This window comes from uncultured Methylovirgula sp. (assembly GCF_947646745.1).
Lineage (GTDB): Bacteria > Pseudomonadota > Alphaproteobacteria > Rhizobiales > Beijerinckiaceae > Methylovirgula.
Window position 1 is genome coordinate 12,510 of record NZ_CANSHK010000004.1, and the last position, 19,521, is coordinate 32,030.

19 protein-coding genes are annotated in these 19,521 nt (G+C 63.4%); 7 read left to right on the top strand and 12 right to left on the bottom strand.

What is annotated here, in order from left to right:
- Positions 1-112: 112 nt before the first annotated feature.
- From Q0025_RS01840 to Q0025_RS01850, 3 genes are all read right to left on the bottom strand, one after another.
- A complete protein-coding gene (locus Q0025_RS01840) occupies positions 113-808 on the bottom strand; it encodes a hypothetical protein (RefSeq protein WP_297295417.1) in 696 nt (231 codons plus the stop codon).
- Positions 809-923: 115 nt separating this feature from the next.
- Positions 924-1,658: a DUF1223 domain-containing protein gene (locus Q0025_RS01845; RefSeq protein WP_297295419.1), complete on the bottom strand. Its 735-nt coding sequence runs from the start codon at positions 1,656-1,658 to the stop codon at positions 924-926.
- A 190-nt stretch (positions 1,659-1,848) separates the two neighbouring features.
- The gene (locus Q0025_RS01850; protein ID WP_297295421.1) at positions 1,849-3,045 is read right to left on the bottom strand and encodes a lytic murein transglycosylase; all 1,197 of its coding nucleotides are present in this window, start codon (positions 3,043-3,045) and stop codon (positions 1,849-1,851) included.
- A gap of 159 nt (positions 3,046-3,204) precedes the next feature.
- Here Q0025_RS01850 and Q0025_RS01855 point away from each other — a divergent pair, with 159 nt between their 5' ends.
- Entirely contained in the window at positions 3,205-5,025 is a 1,821-nt protein-coding gene (locus Q0025_RS01855; protein ID WP_297295423.1) for a CHASE3 domain-containing protein, read from the top strand.
- 246 nt (positions 5,026-5,271) lie between these two features.
- Here the strand turns inward: Q0025_RS01855 and Q0025_RS01860 are convergent, their stop codons facing one another.
- From Q0025_RS01860 to Q0025_RS01885, 6 genes are all read right to left on the bottom strand, one after another.
- A complete protein-coding gene (locus Q0025_RS01860) occupies positions 5,272-6,051 on the bottom strand; it encodes a L,D-transpeptidase (RefSeq protein ID WP_297295425.1) in 780 nt (259 codons plus the stop codon).
- Between the two features lie 163 nt (positions 6,052-6,214).
- The gene (locus Q0025_RS01865; RefSeq protein WP_297295427.1) at positions 6,215-6,826 is read right to left on the bottom strand and encodes a glutathione S-transferase family protein; all 612 of its coding nucleotides are present in this window, start codon (positions 6,824-6,826) and stop codon (positions 6,215-6,217) included.
- 4 nt (positions 6,827-6,830) lie between these two features.
- Positions 6,831-7,667, bottom strand: a complete 837-nt coding sequence (gene fabI / locus Q0025_RS01870) for an enoyl-ACP reductase FabI (RefSeq protein WP_297295429.1) — start codon at positions 7,665-7,667, stop codon at positions 6,831-6,833.
- Positions 7,660-8,883, bottom strand: coding sequence for a beta-ketoacyl-ACP synthase I (gene fabB / locus Q0025_RS01875; protein WP_297295431.1), 1,224 nt, complete (start codon positions 8,881-8,883; stop codon positions 7,660-7,662). Before fabB ends, fabI begins: the two co-directional genes overlap by 8 nt.
- Before the next feature lie 62 nt (positions 8,884-8,945).
- A complete protein-coding gene (fabA, locus tag Q0025_RS01880) occupies positions 8,946-9,470 on the bottom strand; it encodes a 3-hydroxyacyl-[acyl-carrier-protein] dehydratase FabA (protein WP_297295433.1) in 525 nt (174 codons plus the stop codon).
- Positions 9,471-9,707: 237 nt separating this feature from the next.
- A complete protein-coding gene (locus tag Q0025_RS01885) occupies positions 9,708-10,268 on the bottom strand; it encodes an SH3 domain-containing protein (protein ID WP_297295435.1) in 561 nt (186 codons plus the stop codon).
- A gap of 329 nt (positions 10,269-10,597) precedes the next feature.
- Here Q0025_RS01885 and Q0025_RS01890 point away from each other — a divergent pair, with 329 nt between their 5' ends.
- Together Q0025_RS01890 and Q0025_RS01895 are read left to right on the top strand one after the other, a co-directional pair.
- Positions 10,598-11,593 carry a D-glycerate dehydrogenase gene (locus tag Q0025_RS01890; protein WP_297295437.1) on the top strand — a complete coding sequence of 332 codons (996 nt, stop codon included), beginning with the start codon at positions 10,598-10,600 and terminating at the stop codon, positions 11,591-11,593.
- 123 nt (positions 11,594-11,716) lie between these two features.
- Entirely contained in the window at positions 11,717-11,902 is a 186-nt protein-coding gene (locus Q0025_RS01895; protein ID WP_297295439.1) for a hypothetical protein, read from the top strand.
- A gap of 60 nt (positions 11,903-11,962) precedes the next feature.
- Here Q0025_RS01895 and Q0025_RS01900 read toward each other — a convergent pair whose 3' ends face one another.
- Complete coding sequence (locus Q0025_RS01900) at positions 11,963-12,181, bottom strand: hypothetical protein (RefSeq protein WP_297295441.1); 219 nt, start codon at positions 12,179-12,181, stop codon at positions 11,963-11,965.
- A gap of 351 nt (positions 12,182-12,532) precedes the next feature.
- Here Q0025_RS01900 and Q0025_RS01905 point away from each other — a divergent pair, with 351 nt between their 5' ends.
- From Q0025_RS01905 to Q0025_RS01920, 4 genes are all read left to right on the top strand, one after another.
- Positions 12,533-13,804 (top strand): HlyD family efflux transporter periplasmic adaptor subunit, encoded by a 1,272-nt coding sequence (locus Q0025_RS01905; protein WP_297295443.1) that lies wholly within the window; start codon positions 12,533-12,535, stop codon positions 13,802-13,804.
- A 92-nt stretch (positions 13,805-13,896) separates the two neighbouring features.
- On the top strand, positions 13,897-15,948 hold the full coding sequence (locus tag Q0025_RS01910; protein WP_297295445.1) for a peptidase domain-containing ABC transporter: 2,052 nt from the start codon (positions 13,897-13,899) through the stop codon (positions 15,946-15,948).
- Positions 15,949-16,092: 144 nt separating this feature from the next.
- A complete protein-coding gene (locus Q0025_RS01915; RefSeq protein WP_366939373.1) occupies positions 16,093-16,512 on the top strand; it encodes an Hsp20 family protein in 420 nt (139 codons plus the stop codon).
- A gap of 49 nt (positions 16,513-16,561) precedes the next feature.
- Positions 16,562-16,831, top strand: a complete 270-nt coding sequence (locus tag Q0025_RS01920; RefSeq protein WP_297295449.1) for a DUF1150 domain-containing protein — start codon at positions 16,562-16,564, stop codon at positions 16,829-16,831.
- Between the two features lie 58 nt (positions 16,832-16,889).
- Here Q0025_RS01920 and Q0025_RS01925 read toward each other — a convergent pair whose 3' ends face one another.
- A complete protein-coding gene (locus Q0025_RS01925) occupies positions 16,890-17,195 on the bottom strand; it encodes a hypothetical protein (protein ID WP_297295450.1) in 306 nt (101 codons plus the stop codon).
- A gap of 114 nt (positions 17,196-17,309) precedes the next feature.
- On the bottom strand, positions 17,310-19,478 hold the full coding sequence (locus Q0025_RS01930) for a transglycosylase domain-containing protein (protein ID WP_297295452.1): 2,169 nt from the start codon (positions 19,476-19,478) through the stop codon (positions 17,310-17,312).
- Positions 19,479-19,521: the final 43 nt, after the last annotated feature.

Here is a 19,521-nt window from a genome sequence, read left to right on the forward strand (position 1 = left end):
ACGATGCTTTCGGATCGAATCGATCCGAAATCATAAACGTGATCGATTCTAAGAGTTTAGAGCGGGATTTTTGCGAAAAACCGCGGACACTTTTTCGCATCCCGCTCAAGCGTCAGCGGCATTCGTGCGCCGCCTTGTCGAGGGCCTGCCGCAGGCCGGTGAGGGAATAGGTATCGGTCGTCATCTTGCCTCGGGTCGAGGCAGCCTTGACGACGAGTTTGGCATTGCGTCGGAGCGCGGCGACGAAATGGCCTTCCTCGGCGGGATTTTTGATCCAGGCATTCCGGCCCTTGGAGACGAGGTCGAAGGTGGTGCTGCCGACATCGGCCTCAGCCTCGCCGTCGTCCTTCATCGGAAAGCCCATGGTGATTGAAATCTCGTTGTGGATGTGCTCGCCCGGCCGGTTGGAGATGAACACATAGGCGGGGTCGCGCTTGAGTTTGGCGGGTTCACGGGTCTTCGGCTGGGCAAGCACGTAGCAGGTCTTGGAATCGCCGGCCTGAGCGACGAAGGCGCCCCAATCGCCGAAGCTGCCGACCTGGACCGGTTTGCCGCTATCGCCCTGGTCTTCGCCTGGCTTGGCCTTCTTGGCTTTCTTGCCGGCCTTTCGGCTCGCCTTGGCTTTCGCATGATGGCGCAGCGACCCGGTCGAATCGTCGGCGGCGGCGACAAGAAAGGGTTTTGACGTCAGCCCTTGGTCGTCTCTGGCGGCGTCTCCAGCGGCGTCTTGGGCGACGGCCGGGACGGCGGCAAAACCGCACGCCAAAAGAAGCACGGCCGTCAAAGCCAGGCGGGTCCTACGAATCATGTCCGGCAACATATCCTGTTTCAAGGCGGGGCGGCGAGAGCCGATCGTACGGCGGCGCATGAAACGGTCGGATCAGGGCAAAATTCCGGCTTTGCCGCGCCGCGACGGCCTGCGGTCAGAGCCCCACGCTTTTGGCCGCGGCGAGAATGATGCCCGGGCGATCCAGAGAGCCGCGCTGGAGCAGGACGACATAGCCTTCGTCGTCGCCGCGCAATTCGACCAGCTTCAGGTGCATCGGCGCCCCGTTCCAATCGCCGACTTTGTGAATGGCGCGAACCACATTGGTATAGGTGGCCCTATGGCCGGAATTTTCACCGCGCGAAATGAGCACGGTGCGCGATTTGGCGACGCGCAGGACATAGATTCCGGCAGGCCCGGCACCGCTGCCGATGTCGATTTGCAGAACGCCGTTGCCTTCGCTCAAATGGACCGGCACGCTCAGCGCGAGGCCGCCGCTTCTGCCCTCCGCCATGGCTCTGTCGATCGCCGGTTTATCGCTGCCGATGGTGTCGAATTCGCCGTCGACGATCGCCTCCGGCGTATAGACGTGCAGGTCGCCGCGCCCCGACGCATAAGCTTTCTGCCGGGCGGTGAATTCGGGGGCGGCAAGCGTATCCTTCCAGCCGATATAATCCCAATAATTGATGGCAAACGTCAGCGTCACAGTGTCCGGCTTGCCGGCCATTGCGGTGAGCAGGCGATCGGCGGGCGGGCACTTCGAGCAGCCCTGCGAGGTGAACAGTTCGACCACGCCTTGGATGTCGCCGGGCGTCGCAGACGCGGCATTCGCCGAGCCGGCCAGCAAGGCCGCGCACAGACATCCCCGACGGAAAAAATTGAAATTCTGCATGGGCCTAGGCCAATGTTTCCAATGATGAATCTAAAACAAGCCGGTCTCCGCGCCAGTCAATTCCCGGTGAAATTTGGCCGCGGGACTACACTTCAAAGTGAAGTTGAAAGTTCAAAAAAATTCGCATCGCCAAATGTCTTTTCGCGCGCTCTTCCTAGCCTGCGCGCTTGTGCATTGTGTTTGATAAATATCAACGGCTGCGCAGCGCCGCCAGCAGGGATTGGCTGGCGCGTCCGTTGGGCTTCATGCCGCTGCGGCGTTGAAAATCGGCGATCGCGTCCTGCGTCTTGTGTCCGAGAACGCCGTCAATCTTGCCGCCGATGTCATAGCCGTGCTGGATCAGCAGACGTTGGACCTCCCGCCGCCCGGCGCGCGAGAGCCCCGGATCGTTCGTCGGCCAGGGCGTGACGATGGGGCCGTGGCCGCGCAACCGGTCGGACAGAAGCGCGATCGCCAAAGCATAAGAGTCGGCGGCATTGTAGGAATAGATCGCATTGAAATTTCGGCTGACGAGAAAGGCCGGCCCGCGCGGTCCGGCGGGCAGGAACAGGCCATAGGCGCCGCCGCCCGAGAGCGGCGTGCCGTCAATATGAACGATGCCGCGTCCGGCCCAGGCGGCGAGCGGCTGCTTGGCGCGCCAATTCGACCGGCCGGCGAAACCCGGCGGCAGCTTCACCTCAAAGCCCCAGGGCAGGCCTGGCACCCAGCCGCTGCGGTGGAGATAATTGGCGGTCGAGCCCAAAGCATCCGGCACCGAATTGATGATATCGCGCCGCCCGTCGCCATCGAGATCGACGGCAAGCCGCAGGAAGACCGAGGGCATGAATTGCGTATTGCCGAAGGCGCCCGCCCACGAACCGTTGAAATGCGTGGGATCGGCGCCGCCTTCATTGACGATCTCCATCGCGGCGAGAAATTCGCGATGGTAATAGCTCGGCCGCATCGAATTGGAGCAGGCGAGGCTCGCCAGGGATTGCAGGACCGGCTTGTTGCCGAAGTTCTGGCCGAAGTTCGATTCAACGCCCCAGATCGCTGCGATGACATAGGGGCTGACGCCGAAGCGGCGCTCCGCAACGTCGAACCAGCGCTGCCATTTCGCCATTGCGGCGCGGCCATCGGCGACGCGTTCGTCGTCGACGAGCGCCGCGATATAGTCCCAGATCGGCGTGGTGAATTCGGGCTGCGAGCGTTCCGCTTCGAGGACGTCCGGATTGAAGGTCAGGTTGCGCGTCGCGGCTTGCGCGACCTGCGCCGAGACGCCATGCGCCTGCGCTTCCGCGGCCAAGCCTTCGACGCAGGCGCGGAAGTCGGCATAGGCGGGCGCGGCGGCGCAGGCGCCGCCCAAGAAACCGGCCGCGAGGGCGGCAACGAAAGAGAATCGCATCATGCGTCGAGTTTATCTCAAGCGAGCGCCGCAAGCCACGCCCGGGCGATCCGCCTCGCTCCCTGTTTCTCAATAACTTCACTTTACGCGCGGGACAGTTTACGTATCCTATCGCGCGAATGTGGCAGGGGTTTCGTGCGAATGCCGGCGCGCAGAACAATTTTGATATCGTCGATTCCTCTGCTTGCCGGTTTCATCCTCCTGTTCGTTGCGGCCATCAGCGCGGTTTTCCTCGCGGCGCAGGAACAGGAGATCGACACGCAGATCCGCCACACATTCGTCGTCAACGACGAACTGGAGCGCATCCAGACCCTGCTGATCGATGCGGAGTCAGGACAGCGCGGCTACCTGCTCACCGACCGGCCCAGTTATCTCGATTCCTATAATCTCGCGAAGCGGGCTCTCCCCGGCGAACTCGGCGCGCTTCAATCCGAACTGGGCGTGAGCCCGGCGTCGCAAGTCGACGAATTGCGCATGATCATCAGAGAAAAGCTGGCGGAACTCCAGAACACGGTCGAACTGCGATCCGACAGCAATCCGGCCGCGGCGCTCGCTGTCGTCAACAGCGACACCGGCCGGCGATTGATGCGTCGCATCCGCGAGATTTTAGCCGATATGCACGCAAGGCAGGAGAAATTCCTCGAAGATCGCTCGATCGAAGCGGCGCAGGTCAATAACAGCCGCCGGACCGTCCTCTTGGCCAGCGTTCTTCTCGTGATTGCGCTCGGCGTCGGGACGTTGATCGACAACCGCCGCCGCCTTCTCGCGCTGCAATCCGCCAACAAGAAGCTGCAAAATGAGGCGGCCGAGCGGCGTGCCGCGGAGACGCAGGTCCGCCAATTGCAGAAAATGGAGGCGGTCGGCCAATTAACCGGCGGCATCGCGCATGACTTCAACAATATGCTGGCGATCGTCATCGGCTCGCTCGACATGGCCCAGCGCAAGCTTGCCGGCGGCGATCAGGCCGGCGTTGCCAAATATCTCGGCCATGCCAATGAGGGGGCGCAGCGCGCCGCCGTGCTGACAGCGCGGCTGCTCGCCTTCTCGCGCAAAGCGGCGCTCGAGCCGCGGGTGTTCGACGTCAACCGGCTCGTCGGCGGCATGTCGGAACTGCTGCGCAGCACGATCGGGGAGCAGATCGCGATCGAGACGGTGCTTGCGGGCGGCCTCTGGCGGATCTTCGCCGATCCGGCACAAGTCGAGACCGTCCTGCTCAACCTGGCCGTCAACGCCCGCGACGCCATGCCGAACGGCGGCAAACTGACGATCGAGACCGCCAACACCTATCTCGATGAGCGCTACGCTGGCGCGCATAACGAGGTCGCGGCGGGCCAATATGTGATGCTCTCGGTCACCGACACCGGCGTCGGCATGCCGGCGGATGTAGTCGAGCGCGCCTTCGAGCCGTTTTTCTCGACCAAAGGCTCGGGCCGCGGCACGGGCCTCGGCCTCAGCCAAGTCTTCGGCTTCGTCAAACAATCGGACGGCCACGTCAAAATCTATTCGGAGCCGGGCGAAGGCACGACCGTGAAGGTCTATCTGCCCCGCTATGTCGGCCAGGCAACGGCCGTCGAGCGGGAAGGCGCGGGCGGCGCAATTCCGCGCGGCACCCTCGACGAAATTGTTCTCGTTGTCGAAGACGACCTCAAGGTCAAGCAGATGTCGATCGAAGCGTTGCGCGAACTCGGCTACAGCGTGATCGATGCGCAGACGCCGTCCGAGGCGATGCGGGAATTCAAGGCGCAGCCGCAGATCGCGCTCTTGTTCACCGACATTGTCATGCCGGAAATGACCGGCCGCGAACTCGCCGAGCGCATGACGGCGCTACGGCCCGGCCTCAAAGTGCTGTTCACGACCGGCTATACGCAGAACGCGATCGTGCATAACGGCATTGTCGATCCAGGCACCGCTTTCCTGCCGAAGCCGTTTACGCTCGATCAGCTCGCGCGCAAAGTGCGGGCGGTCATCGACGGCAAGGAATAGATCTGGCGGCGGCTTGCCCGGATAGAGGCGCCAAAATAAAAGCCCCGGCCGAGACCGGGGCTTTCCTGTTCGTTGTCGGGTTGCGCAAGGCAAGCCCGCAATGTCAGCGCAGGCGCTGAACCCCCGCAACGAGAGCGGCGGTGAGTTCCAGCGGCTTTGCGATCAGACATTGAGACACTGGATCACCTCCTTTCGATTGGTTGACGATGCGCCCTTATCGCAGGCGCGGCGCCCGCTGCCAAGCGATTAGCTCACCCGCGGCTGGGCGTGGCCGAGAACGACGACGCGCGTGCCAACCGGGGTCTGCGCGTAGAGGTCGATTACGTCCTGATTGATCATGCGGATGCAGCCCGAGGACGCATGCGTGCCGATCGACCAGGGCTCGACCGTGCCATGGATGCGGTAGAGCGTATCCTTGTTGCCCTGCCACAGATACATGGCGCGGGCGCCGAGCGGGTTGCCCGGGCCGCCATGCATGCCGAGACCGCTCTGCAATTGCGCCAGCTGTTTGCGCAACTGCGGCTCGCGGGCGATCATCTCTTTCGGCGGGTACCAGTCCGGCCATTCCTGCTTGGAATGAATTTCGGCGACGCCGGACCACATGAAGCCCTCGCGGCCGGGACCGATGCCGTAGCGCATGGCCTTGCCGTTCGGCAGGATATGATAGAGGTAGCGCGCGGCCGGATCGATGACGATCGTGCCGGGCTGCTCGACGGTCTGATAATCGACGAGCTTGCGCATGAAGCCCTTCTTGATCTGCGACAGCTTGACCGCCGGAACCTGGAAACTGCCGTCCTGGAAGCCGGCATACATCGCCTCGTAGTCGATCGGCCCGTTGCCGGCATCGGCTTGTGCGATCAGAGCCTCGGACGGGGCCGCTGCGGGCGGGCTGTTCGGCTGCGGCGGGACGGCGGCATTGGCCTCGAACCCTGGGCTCGACTGGCTCGTGACGCAGCCGGCGAGGGTCAGGGAAGCGCCAGCCGCCGCGGCGCTGGCCAAAAGATTGCGACGGGTGATGAAGCTCATGGAACTACCCTGCAAAAGTCAGTGAAACGCGCCGTGCGGCACCGGCTGAGCCGGCCCGTCAGTCAAAGGCCACGATGCGATACGTGTCTTAAAATTACGGCAAAAAGCGCGGCATGTTTGTGTCCTCCGCGCCACGGCGCGTCACTTTCCGGTCCCGGCCTCGCTAAGCGGCACCCATCTCCTCGAGCACGCGGGCGACAGCGGGGTGGGCGCGGCTCGTTTCGACATAGCGGGCGACCTTCGGATAGGCGCCGATCAGGTCGCGGTGCATCAGCGGTTCGACGACCCGCGGCACGCGGAAAAGCGCCGGCGCCAACTGGCAATCCGCCAAGGTCAGGTCCGCGCCGGCGGCGAACGGTTCGCCGCTCAACAGCCCTTGCAGGGCTGAGAGGCCGCGCACGAGGCGGGTGAGGCGGTTGGCGCCCTCCTCGCTATTGGGTGGCGCCTGGCTCAACTCGACCGTCTGCGCGGTGATGTGCAATTCGCCGATGCGCTGCAGCAGCCGGACTTGGGCGCGCGCCTCCGGATTTTTCGGCAACAGGGCCGGAACTGGAAATTTCTCTTCAAGATATTCCATGATCGCCGAGGATTCCGGCAGCCGCGCGCCGTCGCCGAGGATCAGGCAGGGGATCGTGCCGAGCGGATTGACGGCATGGTATTGCGCCGAGCGCAGGCCGCCGGGCGGGGCGACGATTTCGATGTCGAGCGACTTGGCATAGATGGCGATACGCACGGGCGCGGAAAACGGCGAGGAGTTTTCCGAGTAAAGCCGCATCGGCTCAGGGGCCCTCCGCCTCGGCCTGCTGCACGTCGAGCTTCAGCCGTTCCGGCCTTGGCATGGCGATAATGCTGTAGCCGGCATCGACGTAATGGATCTCGCCGGTGACGCAGCGGGCGAGATCGCTGAGCAGGTAAAGCGCGGCGCCCCCGACATCCTCGATCGTAATGGCGCGGCGCAGCGGCGCATGCAGCTTCTCGTAATTGAACATCGCCCGTGCATCGGTGATGCCGGCGCCCGCCAAAGTGCGCACCGGGCCGGCCGAGATTGCGTTGACGCGAATGCCGGCGGGGCCGAAATCCGCCGCAAGGTAGCGCACGCCGGCTTCGAGCGCCGCCTTGGCGATGCCCATCACGTTGTAATTGGGCATGGCCCGGGTCGCACCGCCGAAGGTGAGGGTGAGCAGGGCGCCGCCGTCCGGCATCAGCGCCGCGGCGCGCTTCGCCGCCTCGGTGAAGGAAAAGGCCGAGATCAGCAGCGTGCGCTGAAAATTCTCGCGCGTCGTATCGGCATAGCGGCCGCGCAGCTCCGCGCGGTCAGAATAGGCGATGCAATGGACGAGAAAGTCGAGCTTGCCCCAGGTCTCGGCGAGCGCCGCGAAGACGGCGTCCAATTCGGCGATATTCTCGACATCGCAAGGCAGCACCAGCGACGAGCCGAGGCTCTTCGCCAAGGGCTTGACGCGCTTGCCGAGCGCTTCGCCCTGATAGGTGAAGGCGAGTTCGGCGCCTTGTTGCGCCAGCGCGCTCGCTATGCCCCAGGCGATCGAATGATCGTTGGCGACCCCCATGACGAGGCCGCGCTTGCCCTGCATCAAGCCCGGCAGCGGATCAGGCATCGAGATGCTTGAAGACGAGCGAGGCGTTGGTGCCGCCGAAGCCGAACGAATTCGACAGCACGGCCCGCAGATGCACATTGTCGCGGCGTTCGCGCAGAATGTTCATGTCGGCGAAAGCCGGATCGAGCTCCTCGATGTTGGCGCTCTTGCAGATGAAGCCGCTTTGCATCATCAGCAGCGAATAGATCGCCTCATGCACGCTGGTCGCGCCCTGGGCATGACCGGTCAACGATTTGGTGGCGGCGATCGGCGGACACTTATCCTCGCTGCCGAAGACGGCGCGGATCGCCTCGATCTCTTTCAGATCGCCGATCGGCGTCGAGGTTGCGTGCGGGTTGATATAGTCGATCGGCACTTTGACGTCTTGGAGCGCCATTTTCATGCAGCGCACGGCGCCCTCGCCGGAGGGCGCGACCATATCGGCGCCGTCGGACGTCACGCCATAACCGGCGATCTCGGCATAGATTTTCGCGCCCCGCGCCTTGGCGGCCTCAAGCTCTTCGAGCACCAGGACGCCGGCGCCGGCGGAGATGACGAAGCCGTCGCGATCCTTGTCATAGGCGCGGGAGGCGACCTGCGGCCGGTCGTTGAACGACGTCGAGAGCGCGCCCATCGCATCGAAGAGCACGGTGAGCGTCCAGTCCAATTCCTCGCAGCCGCCGGCGAACATCCGCTCCTGCTTGCCGTAGCGGATCATCTCATAGGCATTGCCGATGCAATGGTTGGAGGTCGCGCAGGCCGAGGAGATGGAATAGTTCACGCCCTTGATCTTGAACCAGGTCGCGAGCGTCGCCGAGGCGGTGGACGACATGGCTTTCGGCACGGCGAAGGGACCGATCTTCTTCGGTCCTTTGGTGCGGGCGATGTCGGCGGACTCGACCACGGTGCGCGTCGAGGGGCCGCCCGAGCCCATGATGATGCCGGTGCGCTCGTTGGAGATTTCGTCGGGCGAGAGGCCGGCATCGAGAATCGCCTGATCCATGGCGACATGGTTCCAGGCGGTGCCGCCGCCGTGGAAGCGCATGGCACGCCGGTCGATCATGGGCTCGGGATCGAGCGTCGGTGCGCCATGCACTTGGCTGCGAAAGCCCATCTCGGCGTATTTGTCGGCCCTGACGATGCCCGATTTGGCCTCGCGCAAGGAAGCCAGCACTTCTTGGGTATTGTTTCCGATCGACGAGACAATGCCCATGCCGGTGACGACGACGCGTCTCATTCCAATCTCCTGCCTCAGACGGCTTGGCAGCCTGCAAACTTTGGGTCGGGCAATCGTGTGGGTTAGGCCGCCGATGGCGTTGCGGATTTGAACAGGCCGACTTTCAGATCCGTCGCATGATAGATACGACGCCCGTCGGCTTCCAGCCAGCCGTCGGCAATGCCGAGCACCAATTTGGTGTTGAACACGCGTTTCAGATCGACTCCGTAGATGAGCCGCTTCACGGTGGGCAGAACCTGTTCGGTGAACTTGACCTCGCCGACGCCCAGCGCCCGGCCGCGGCCCTGCAGGCCGAGCCAGCCGAGGTAGAAGCCGAGCAATTGCCACAACGCATCGAGGCCGAGGCAGCCGGGCATCACCGGGTCGCCCTTGAAATGGCAGCCAAAGAACCAAAGGTCCGGCTTGATCGCGTATTCGGCGCGAATCGTGCCTTTGCCATTGGCGCCGCCCAGCTCGGAAATGTCGGCAATCTTGTCGAACATCAGCAGCGGCGGCAGCGGCAATTGTGGATTGCCGGGCCCGAAGAGGTCACCGCGGCCACAGGCTAAGAGGTCTTCGTAATCGAAGCTGGAGCGTCGCTCGCTCATCATGTCTTTCACGTTCGAGTGTTCGCCCCGAAGGCGCACCCACGCGAGCGAAGATGGCGGCTTCTAACATAGGCCGCGCCGGGCCGAAAGTCTCAACGCGGTCTTTGCCGCCGGCAGAACGGCGCGCGGCTTATTTTGCGATGCGATAGGGCCCGGAGGGCCGCCGCCGCACCCCGCTGATCTGCGCTTACGCCTTGTTCTCAAACCGACTTTTCGTCAGCACCGGGCGGCTTGATCTCAATCAATTTTCTCGTTCGGATAGACGCCCCAGAGATCGGTCTGGCGGATATAGCCGTCGAATCCGTCGCCGTAGATTTCGCACCAGGCGCCGTCGCAGGTCTTGATCGTGCCGATGACGCCTGGCTGCAGGCGGGCGGCCGGCGCGGCATCTTCGGCGGCGCGCAGGTGGAGCGTGAAAATCGTGTCTTTCTTCCACGGCGCGACAATGGCGGTGCGACGGCCGGACAGGAGATTGTGCAGCACCCAGCCCTCGGTGCCATCCGAATCGCGGATTTTTCGCCACATGCCGTATTCGGCGGTGATCTCGACCGGCAGGCCGGCCCGCTCATAGATCCAGGTCGTGCGGTGATCTCTCGACGGGCCTTCCCGCAGATTGACCCGATCCGCTTTCAGGCTGACGAAACGCGGCACCGGCAGGCCGCTGACGCTGCCGACCGTCTGGCCGTTGGTATCGGACGTTTGCGCTATGGCCGGATATGCCCGCCCGGCGACGAACGTGACCGCCAAGAGCGCTTGCACAAACAAGAGCGCATGCAGAAAAAGGGAACGGCGTTTCATGCCCGGGCGATTCGTTGCCAGATTCGTTGCCAGATTCGTTGCCAAGTCCGCGTCACCTCTACCAGAGGCCGGCGATGCCGACGTTTTTATGTCGTTTGGGCGCGCGAGCGTCGCACGCGCAACCTCAAAGCCCCGCGGCGGCGCCTGTTGCCCTTTGGCATTCTTGTGTTTGGACGGCCATCTGCTAGAGAGGCGCGGTGCCTTGCCGCGCAACCTCGCCTGCCTCGGTCGCCCGCATTTAAGTGCGTCGCGCGAGGTTAAGGCCACGTGAAAAGCCCGGCTCGGTTTTGGCGTGGGTGCGGTTCGGCGGCGGACGGACGGGATAGAGGATGGTCAAAAAGAAACCGCTCGTTGTCATCACGCGCAAATTGCCCGATGTGGTCGAGACGCGGATGCGCGAGCTCTTCGACGCCCGCCTCAATCTCGACGATAAGCCGATGAGCCAGGACGATCTGGTTGCGGCCGTGCGCAGCGCCGATGTGCTGGTGCCGACGGTGACCGACCGGATCGACGCCGCGCTCATCGAACAGGCCGGCAGCCAGTTGAAGCTCATCGCCAATTTCGGCACCGGCGTCGACAACATCGACGTCGCGGCGGCGGCGAAACGCGGCATCACCGTCACCAATACGCCGGGGGTGCTCACGCAGGACACGGCCGACATGACGATGGCGCTCATTCTCGCCGTGGCGCGCCGCATCGTCGAAGGCGCGGAGGTCATTCCGCAAGGCAATTGGGTCGGCTGGTCACCGACCTGGATGCTCGGGACGCGCATCACCGGCAAACGGCTCGGCATCGTCGGCATGGGCCGAATCGGCCAGGCACTGGCCTATCGCGCAAGGGCCTTTGGCCTGCAGATCCATTATCATAACCGCCGCCGCGTCGCCGCCTCGATCGAGGAGGCGCTCGAAGCGACCTATTGGGATTCGCTCGATCAGATGCTGGCGCGGATGGACATCGTCTCGGTCAATTGCCCGCATACGCCGGCGACCTTCCATCTGCTCTCGGCGCGCCGGCTGCAGCAGATGCGGCCGCAGGCGATCCTGGTCAATACGGCGCGCGGCGAGATCATCGACGAGACGGCGCTGATCGAAATGCTGGAAGCGGGCGAACTCGCCGGCGCCGGGCTCGATGTGTTCGAACACGAGCCGGCCGTCTCCGAGCGGCTGGTCAAGCTCGCCGAGGCCGGCAAGGTGACGATCCTGCCGCACATGGGCTCGGCGACGCGCGAGGGCCGCGTCGACATGGGCGAGAAGGTCATCATCAACGTTAAAATGTTTATGGACGGCCACCGCCCGCCGGACCGGGTTCTTCCCAGCGCCGTCTAGATCGCGCCAAAAATCAAAATTGATCTTGGTCAAGGTCGAAGCGGCCGGCGACGGTATTGACCGTTTGGCCATCTTGGCGATGATGCTTGCCGCACTATCCTCCAAGAGGACGGAGGAACGCCGATGAACATCGCCCGTTTGTTGCGCCGCGCCGTACGGAAGATTGCGTCTCGGAAGAACGAACCCTGGACTATCCGAAGACTGAACCGCACCGCCGACGATATCGAAGCTCAGCTGCGAATCATGTCAGACCAGGAATTTGCCGAATATCTGCGGCTGCATTCGCGGTCGCATTGGTGGAAAGCGTAAGTCCATCCCCGTGGACACGGCGGGCCACCGTGAAAGATGCCCCGCCGCGATGAGCGAGGCTTAGAGCGCGCCGGTCAGGCCGCCGACGGCGCCGAGAACGCTGCCGAGGAGGCCGCTGACGAGGCCGCCGACTTGTCCGACGAGGCCCGAGACCGCCCCAGTGACGTCGCTGGCATTGACACCCAGATGGGCGCCGAGGCCGAGGTTGACCGAGAGGCCACCGGCGACCTGATCGATTTCCGAGCTGGTCAATTCACGCATCGTTTCGAATTCCGGCATTTTGTTCTCCCTATTGGGTTGGTCGGAATCGAGATCGCCGCCGCCGCTGGGGCGACGCACGCGACCACGATGCGCGCACCTAAAAGCGGGCATGGGGCATTTTCGTAGCGCGACTATGGAAATTCGTTGGCAGCTTTGCTGTATAACCTTAGCAATAAGCGAATAGCTAAGGTATTAAATCGCCACCGAGAAAACTTAGCTTTCGAATAGATCTCAATAAAACAAATATATACTGGCAATCTATCAGGCTTGAGCTTGGTTATTGCAATTTCTCCACACAATGTCCTTCAAATGGCCAGAGTCTCTGGCTTGAATTCGGCCATACCGGTAATTTCTACTTATTGATGTGTCATGGCCCTTTTTCGCGATGAAGTCGTGGAGGCGCGGAGAAGTGCCTGGCTCGGCCCGGTTCAACTCGCCCAACCCCTGCCGGTCCGGGCCGTTTCCGGGGTCACCATCGGCCTGCTGTCTGCCGTGCTGGCCTTTGCGATTTTCGGCACCTATACGCGCCGCGTCCACGCCGCCGGCATCCTCATGCCGCGGGCCGGACTGATCACGCTGGCCAGTCCGACGGCCGGCGTCGTGACCAGCGCCGCGGTCAAGGAGGGCGATATCGTCGCCAAGGGCGCGCTTCTTTATGTGCTCGATCTCGACACCCATTCGGCCGAGGGCGCGACCGAGCAGCAGGTCATTGCGCAATTGATGCAGCAAAAAGCCAATCTTCAGAAGCAGCGCGCCAATCGCCTGTCGATCGCCAAGATCGAAAAACAAGCTTTGCACGACCAGCGCACCAATCTCGCGAGCCAGCATGAGCAGCTGCAACAGCAGATGGCCATCCAAAACGCCGCCGTCGCGGCAATGAAGGCCAAGGCCGAACAATTGCAGGGCGGCGTGCGCCGGGGGATCGTCAGCGACCCGGATTACCAGAGCCAGAATTTCATCTACATCCAAGCCTTGTCGCAAGCGGCGCAGTTCCAGCAGAACGATCTGCAGGTGCAAGCCCGGCTATCGGATGTCGATCATCAGCTTCTGATGTTCGACGACAAGCTCGCGCAGGACATTTTTCAGCTGAACAGCGAGTTGCTCCGCATCGATCAATTGATCGCCGAAAACCAGGCCAAGCAGAGCATCGAGGTCCGCGCCCCCGAATCCGGCACTGCAACGTCGATTCGGGTGCATGTCGGGCAGCAGGTCCCCTCCGGCGCACCGCTCGTGACCTTGCTGCCGCGCACCGGCACGTTGGAAGTCAATCTCTTCGTCAATAGCGCGGCCATCGGCTTCGTCGAAAAAGGCGCGCCCGTGGTGCTTCGTTACGCGGCTTATCCATTTCAGCGCTATGGACTTTACCACGGCCGCGTCGCGGAATCGACGCATGCGCCCGTCGGCGCCGGCGATTTCGCCAATGGCGTGCAGAAGGAGGATGCGGATTCCATCTATCGCATCATCGTAACGCCGGAAATGAATTACGTCCTGGCGAACGGCGAGCACAAGCCGTTGGAGGCGGGGATGCGGGTCGATGCCGACATCGCACTCGAGAAGCGCCGTCTCTATCGCTGGCTTTTCGACCCGCTTTATCACATCCAGCGCAGCGTCGCCCTGGTCAGCAACGGGGGCGTTCGTTGATCTGGGAAAGGCAATTACAATTCGGATTCCGCCGCCGCCTTCCCGTCATTCTGCAAAGCGAAGCGGCAGAATGCGGTCTGGCATGCTTGGCCATGATCCTTGCCTTTTACGGGCATCCGATCGATCTGACCGTGCTGCGCCGGCGCTACGCGATCTCTCTCAAAGGGACGACGCTGCGTCACTTGATGGAGATCGCCGGTGCCACCGGCCTCTCGGTCCGCGCGCTGCGGCTCGAAATTCCCGACTTGTCGCGGCTGCGGCTGCCCTGCGTCCTGCATTGGGACCTCAACCACTTCGTCGTGCTGGAAAAGATCGACCCCAAGACAGCCGTCATCCACGATCCTGCCGCGGGACGCCGCACGCTGCCGGTCAGCGCTCTGTCAAAATCCTTCACCGGCATCGCCCTTGAAGTGCTGCCCTCCGAAATGTTCGTTCGGGCGGACGAGCGGCAATCGCTGCGTCTGCGAGACTTGTTCCGCAAAGTTTCCGGCCTCGCGCCGTCGCTCGCCCAGATCCTGCTCCTCTCGCTCGGCATCGAGGTCACGACCCTGCTGATCCCGATCGCCTCGCAGGTGATCATCGACGAAGTCATCGTCAATGCGGACCGCGATCTTCTGCTCGTCGTCGCGATCGGCCTCGGGCTGCTGCTTCTCTCGCAACTCGCCATCGCCACGGCGCGCACCTGGGCGATCATGCTGACGAGCACGCGCATCTCGCTGCAATGGAACACGAGCCTGTTCGATCACCTCGCGCGGCTGCCCTTGAATTATTTCGAGAGCCGGCATGTCGGCGATCTGATTTCCCGCTTCTCCGCTTTGACGGTGATCCAGAAGTCGCTGACGACCGATCTGGTCCAGGCCGTTCTCGACGGCATCATGGCGATCGGCATGCTGGTCATGCTGTTCATCTATGGCGGCTGGCTGGGCTTCGTCGCGATCGCATCGGTCTCGCTGAACGTCGTGCTGCGTGTCGTCGCCTATCGCTCCTACCGCGAGCGCACCGAGGACGCGATCATCAACGAGGCGAAACAGCAGAGCCATTTCATCGAGACGATGCGCGGCATCGCCACCGTCAAGCTCCTCGGCCTTGCCGAGCGGCGGCGCGGCATCTGGATCAATTATTTTATCGATTCGCTCAATGCGCGCCTGCAATTGCAGCGTCTCGACCTGATCTTCAGCCGGGCCAACGAGTTTCTGTTCGGCGCCGACCGGGTGATCCTGCTGATGCTCGGCGCGACCATGGTCCTCGACAGCCGGATGACGCTCGGCATGCTCGTCGCCTTCCTCGCCTATAAGGACCAGTTTACCGCGCGTGTCGGCAACCTGCTGACGTCGGGTTTGCAATTGCGGACCTTGAACGTGCAGACGGAACGGCTGTCCGATATCGCTCTGGCGGAACCCGAACCGCAGAAGACCGCGAGCTTGCCGCAGATTGCGCCGGGGCCCCGCTATCGGGGCGCGACCTTAGTCGCTTCGGGCCTGTCGCTGCGCTATGGCGATAACGAGCCGTGGATCTTCCGCAATGTGAATCTGACCATCGACGCCGGGCAATGCTGCGCGATCACCGGACCGTCCGGTTGCGGCAAGACCTCGCTCCTGAAAATCCTGATGGGGCTTTTCGAACCGACCGAGGGCGCGGTGATGATCGACAATGTCGATGTCCGCGGCCTCGGCACGGATGATTATCGCCGCTATATCGGCGGCGTGCTGCAAAACGACGGTCTGTTCGCCGGCTCGATCGCCGAAAATATTACCGGCTTCGACGACCAGCCCGATTATGCGCTGATCGAGGAATGTGCCATGCGTTCGGCGATCATCGACGACATTCGCCGGATGCCGATGGGCTTCGAGACGCTGGTCGGGGACATGGGCAGCGCGCTCTCCGGCGGCCAGAAGCAGCGGATCATCCTGGCCCGCGCGCTGTATCAGCGACCAAGGATCTTGTTCCTCGACGAGGCGACGAGCCATCTCGACGAGGCGACCGAGGCGATCATCGCCGAAACCCTGCGCAGCCTGCGCATAACCCGCGTCATTGCCGCGCATCGGCCGGCGACGCTGGCGCATGCCGATGTCGTCATCCCCTTCGGCCAATGGACAAGGGCAAGCCGGATCTTGCGCCGGCCGGCGACCGCCACCACGCTCTAGGCGCCGCGCGTCCCGCCGGCCTGAACCCGGGCTTGGCTTTGCGCCCTTGAAGGGGCGTCTCCAATCGCCATATTCCGAGAAGCGGAGGCGCCATAATGGGCCTCCAGGAAGTCCGAAGGCCTGAAGGCTTCGCTCATGTCGCGTATGTTGACCATCAATTCGCCGTTTCTGCTCGGGTTCGAGGAGTTCGAGCGGATGGTCGACCGGGTGACGCGGGCGAGTTCGGACGGCTATCCGCCCTACAACATCGAGCGGGTCGCAAAGACCGATGCGGAGCCGGAAAGGCTGCGTATCACCTTGGCCGTGGCCGGGTTCATGCGCGAACAGCTCGAGGTGACGGTCGAGGAGGGCCAATTGGTCATCCGCGGCCGCCAGCAGGACGAGAAGCCGCGCGATTTCCTCCACCGGGGGATCGCGGCGCGGCAGTTCCAGCGGGTTTTTCTCCTCGCCGAGGGGATGCGCGTGGCAACCGCCGACCTGGCCCATGGATTGTTGACGGTGGACCTCGTCCGGCCGGAGCCGTCACGAGTGGTTAAGAAGATCGATATCATGATGCGAGACTGAAATGTTCGCATCCGCGCGGGTCTCGGAGAGACCGCAGAAGGAGTGTGGAATGTTGGACGAATTCAAAGAGGTCACGGAAACGGCCCCCCTGACCGAAGAACAGTTTGCCCATCTAGGCGGCGGTTCGCTCGCCTATGTGCGCGCCATCCGGTCTGAGGATGTGAGCCGGCTTTTCCCGCAGGCTCCGCCGCTGCAGCCCGGCCTTCAGCTTTTCGCTTTGCTCGGCGCCGACGGCACGCCCATCGTCCTCACCGATTCGCGCGATGCGGCCCTCGCCAATGCTTTGCAGCACGAGCTGCAGACGGTGAGCGTGCACTGAGCCAGAGCTCGGCACGCTCAGGCGTCCGCGTAGGTTGGCCGAACGGCGTCGGGGACAATTACCGCGAGCGGGTGTGAACGGGCAGGGCATTCCAATTCTGGCCCCCGCGGACGGCGCAGGAAACGATGGCGCGGTTTGCGGGGGTCGGGCTGCAGGCGGGATCGACCGCTGGCGTCGCCGCACAGATGTCGACCACGCGCAGCAGGATCGCGCTCAGCAAAATCGCAATCAGAGATATTTCCGGCGCCAGCTTGCTCGGTTGCCCCGAAACTTTTTGAATTTGTGTTTTTGTTCTCATTTTGGTCTCCGAAGCCGAGAATCGACTACGGGTCCTGAATTGGCCGTCCGGGCATAAAAAATCCATGTCTCTCGGCCACCCTGCGGCATTAAAATCGGCAAAGATCGCGTTTCTCGAGGCCAAAAATCAGCATTTTCGACCCGAATTTTCGAAAAAGCGCGGCGCTGAAGGCCAAAAATTTCAAAAAAGCCCGAAAAATGGTCTGGCCGCCTGTTGGCTGGCTTCGCCGCCATTCGGGATCGAAGCCGGCGGCAGGCCGTCACCTTCGCCGTCCCTGGGCGGCGGCGCATAGGATCGGCGCCGCGGCGTCTGGCCCAAGGCCATCGGCGGCGCCCAGGGCGTCGCCCGGCTCGCCGGCGGCTGAGCTTGGCCGCTGCCTTGCCCGCCGAAGAAATTCAAGATCGCGTTGGCGATCGGCACGTTCGGCGCCGCGGCCGGCGCCATCCAGACACCGCCGTTGAGCGGTGCCGGCGGAATGCCGGCATGCGCGACCTGCATGAAATGCGACCAGATCACCACCGGCAGCGAACCGCCGGAGGCGCGTTTGGTCGGCGAATTGTCGTCATTGCCCAGCCAGACGCCGCAGATCATGTGGCTCGTATAGCCAACGAACCAGGCGTCGCGGAAATCCTGGCTGGTGCCGGTTTTGCCCGCCGCTGGCCAGCCCGGCAGGTCGGCGCGCCGTGCCGTGCCGGTCGCCAGCGTTTCCGCCATCATCCGGTTCATCATCGCCACATGTTCGGGGGCAATGACACGGTCGCCCGCCGCCGGCTCGTGCAGATAAAGCAGACGGCCGCCGGCGGTCGTGATCTTGGCAACGACATAGGGCGCCACCGCGATGCCGCCGTTGGCGAAGGGCACGTAGGCGGCGACGAGTTCGAGCGGCGTGACCGCCGAAGTGCCAAGCGCGATCGTCGGATTGACATCGAGCGCCGAGGTGATGCCGAGCCGCCGCGCCGTGCGCGCGACATTGGCGGGGCCGACTTCGAGCGCCAGCCGTACCGCCACCGTATTGAGCGATTGGGCAAGCGCCGTGGTCAGCGTCACCGGTCCCATATAGCGATGTTCGTAATCTTCCGGCTGCCAGCCGCGCAGATTGATCGGCGCATCGTTGCGGATCGAATCCGGCGTCAGTCCGTGTTCGAGCGCGGTCAAATAGACGAAGGGCTTGAAGGCCGAGCCCGGCTGCCGCTTGGCGGTGGTGGCGCGATTGAACTGGCTCTCGGCATAGTCGCGGCCGCCGACGAGGGCGCGCAGCGCGCCGTCCGGATCGAGCGCCACGAGGGCGCCCTGGCTCACGTCGTAATGGGCGCCTTTGGCGGCGAGGGCGTCGCGCAGCGCCTTTTCCGCCGCGCTCTGCAGCGGCGCGCTGATCGTGGTGCGGACGGCAATGTCCTCGTCGACCGGGCCAAGGAGGTCGTCGAGCTGATCCATCACATAATCGGCGACATAATTGATCGTGCCGCCGGCCTTGGGTTGCATGGGCTTCGCCGGCTCGGCCAGGGCCAGTTCCGCCATCGGTCCCGTAATAAAGCCTTGCTCGCGCATAGCTTCGATCACCTCGGCAGCGCGTTGCGTCGCCGCGGCGAGGTTGTGATTCGGCGCGTAGCGCGACGGCGCCTTCATCAATCCGGCGAGCATGGCGGCCTCGGCGAGGCTCACCGCGCGGGCGCTATGGCCAAAATATTTCTGCGCCGCGGCTTCGACGCCAAAGGCACCGGCGCCGAAATAGACCCGGTTCAGATAGAGGTCGAGGATCTGATCTTTGGAATATTTGTGCTCCAGCCAGACGGCGAGGATCGCTTCCTGGATTTTGCGCGGCAGCGTGCGCTCCTGGGTCAAGAACAGGTTTTTGGCGAGCTGCTGGGTGAGCGTCGAGCCGCCTTCCATGCCGCCGTGGCCGATCGCATCGCGCACCAGGGCGCGCAAAATCCCGATCGGATCGATGCCCCAATGGTCGTAGAAACGGCGGTCTTCGATGGCGACGAAGGCTTTCGGCAGATAGGGCGGCAATTCGGCCAGGGGAACGGCCGCGCCGCCGGTATCGCCGCGATTGGCAAGCAGTGTCCCGTCTTCGGCGAGGATGGCAATATTGGGCGGTCGCTTGGGGATCGTAAGCTGGTCGATCGGCGGCAGTTGCGCCGCATAATAGGCGACGACGATCGAGACGCCGACGGCGCCCCAGACGCCGAGCATCAGGACCCAATAGACGAGGCGGCTCAGGATCGACGCCCGCTTGCGCTTCGCAGTGCGCTTTTTTTTGCGGGCGCGGCGCGGCTTTTCCTCCTCGTCCTCCGGGAAGGCATCGAAGATCGGTTCCCGCCGCTCGCTGTTCCTGCCCTTGGCCATCGTCTGTGCCGCCGCTCGCAGAGGCCGCCTGCCCGGCGGCTGG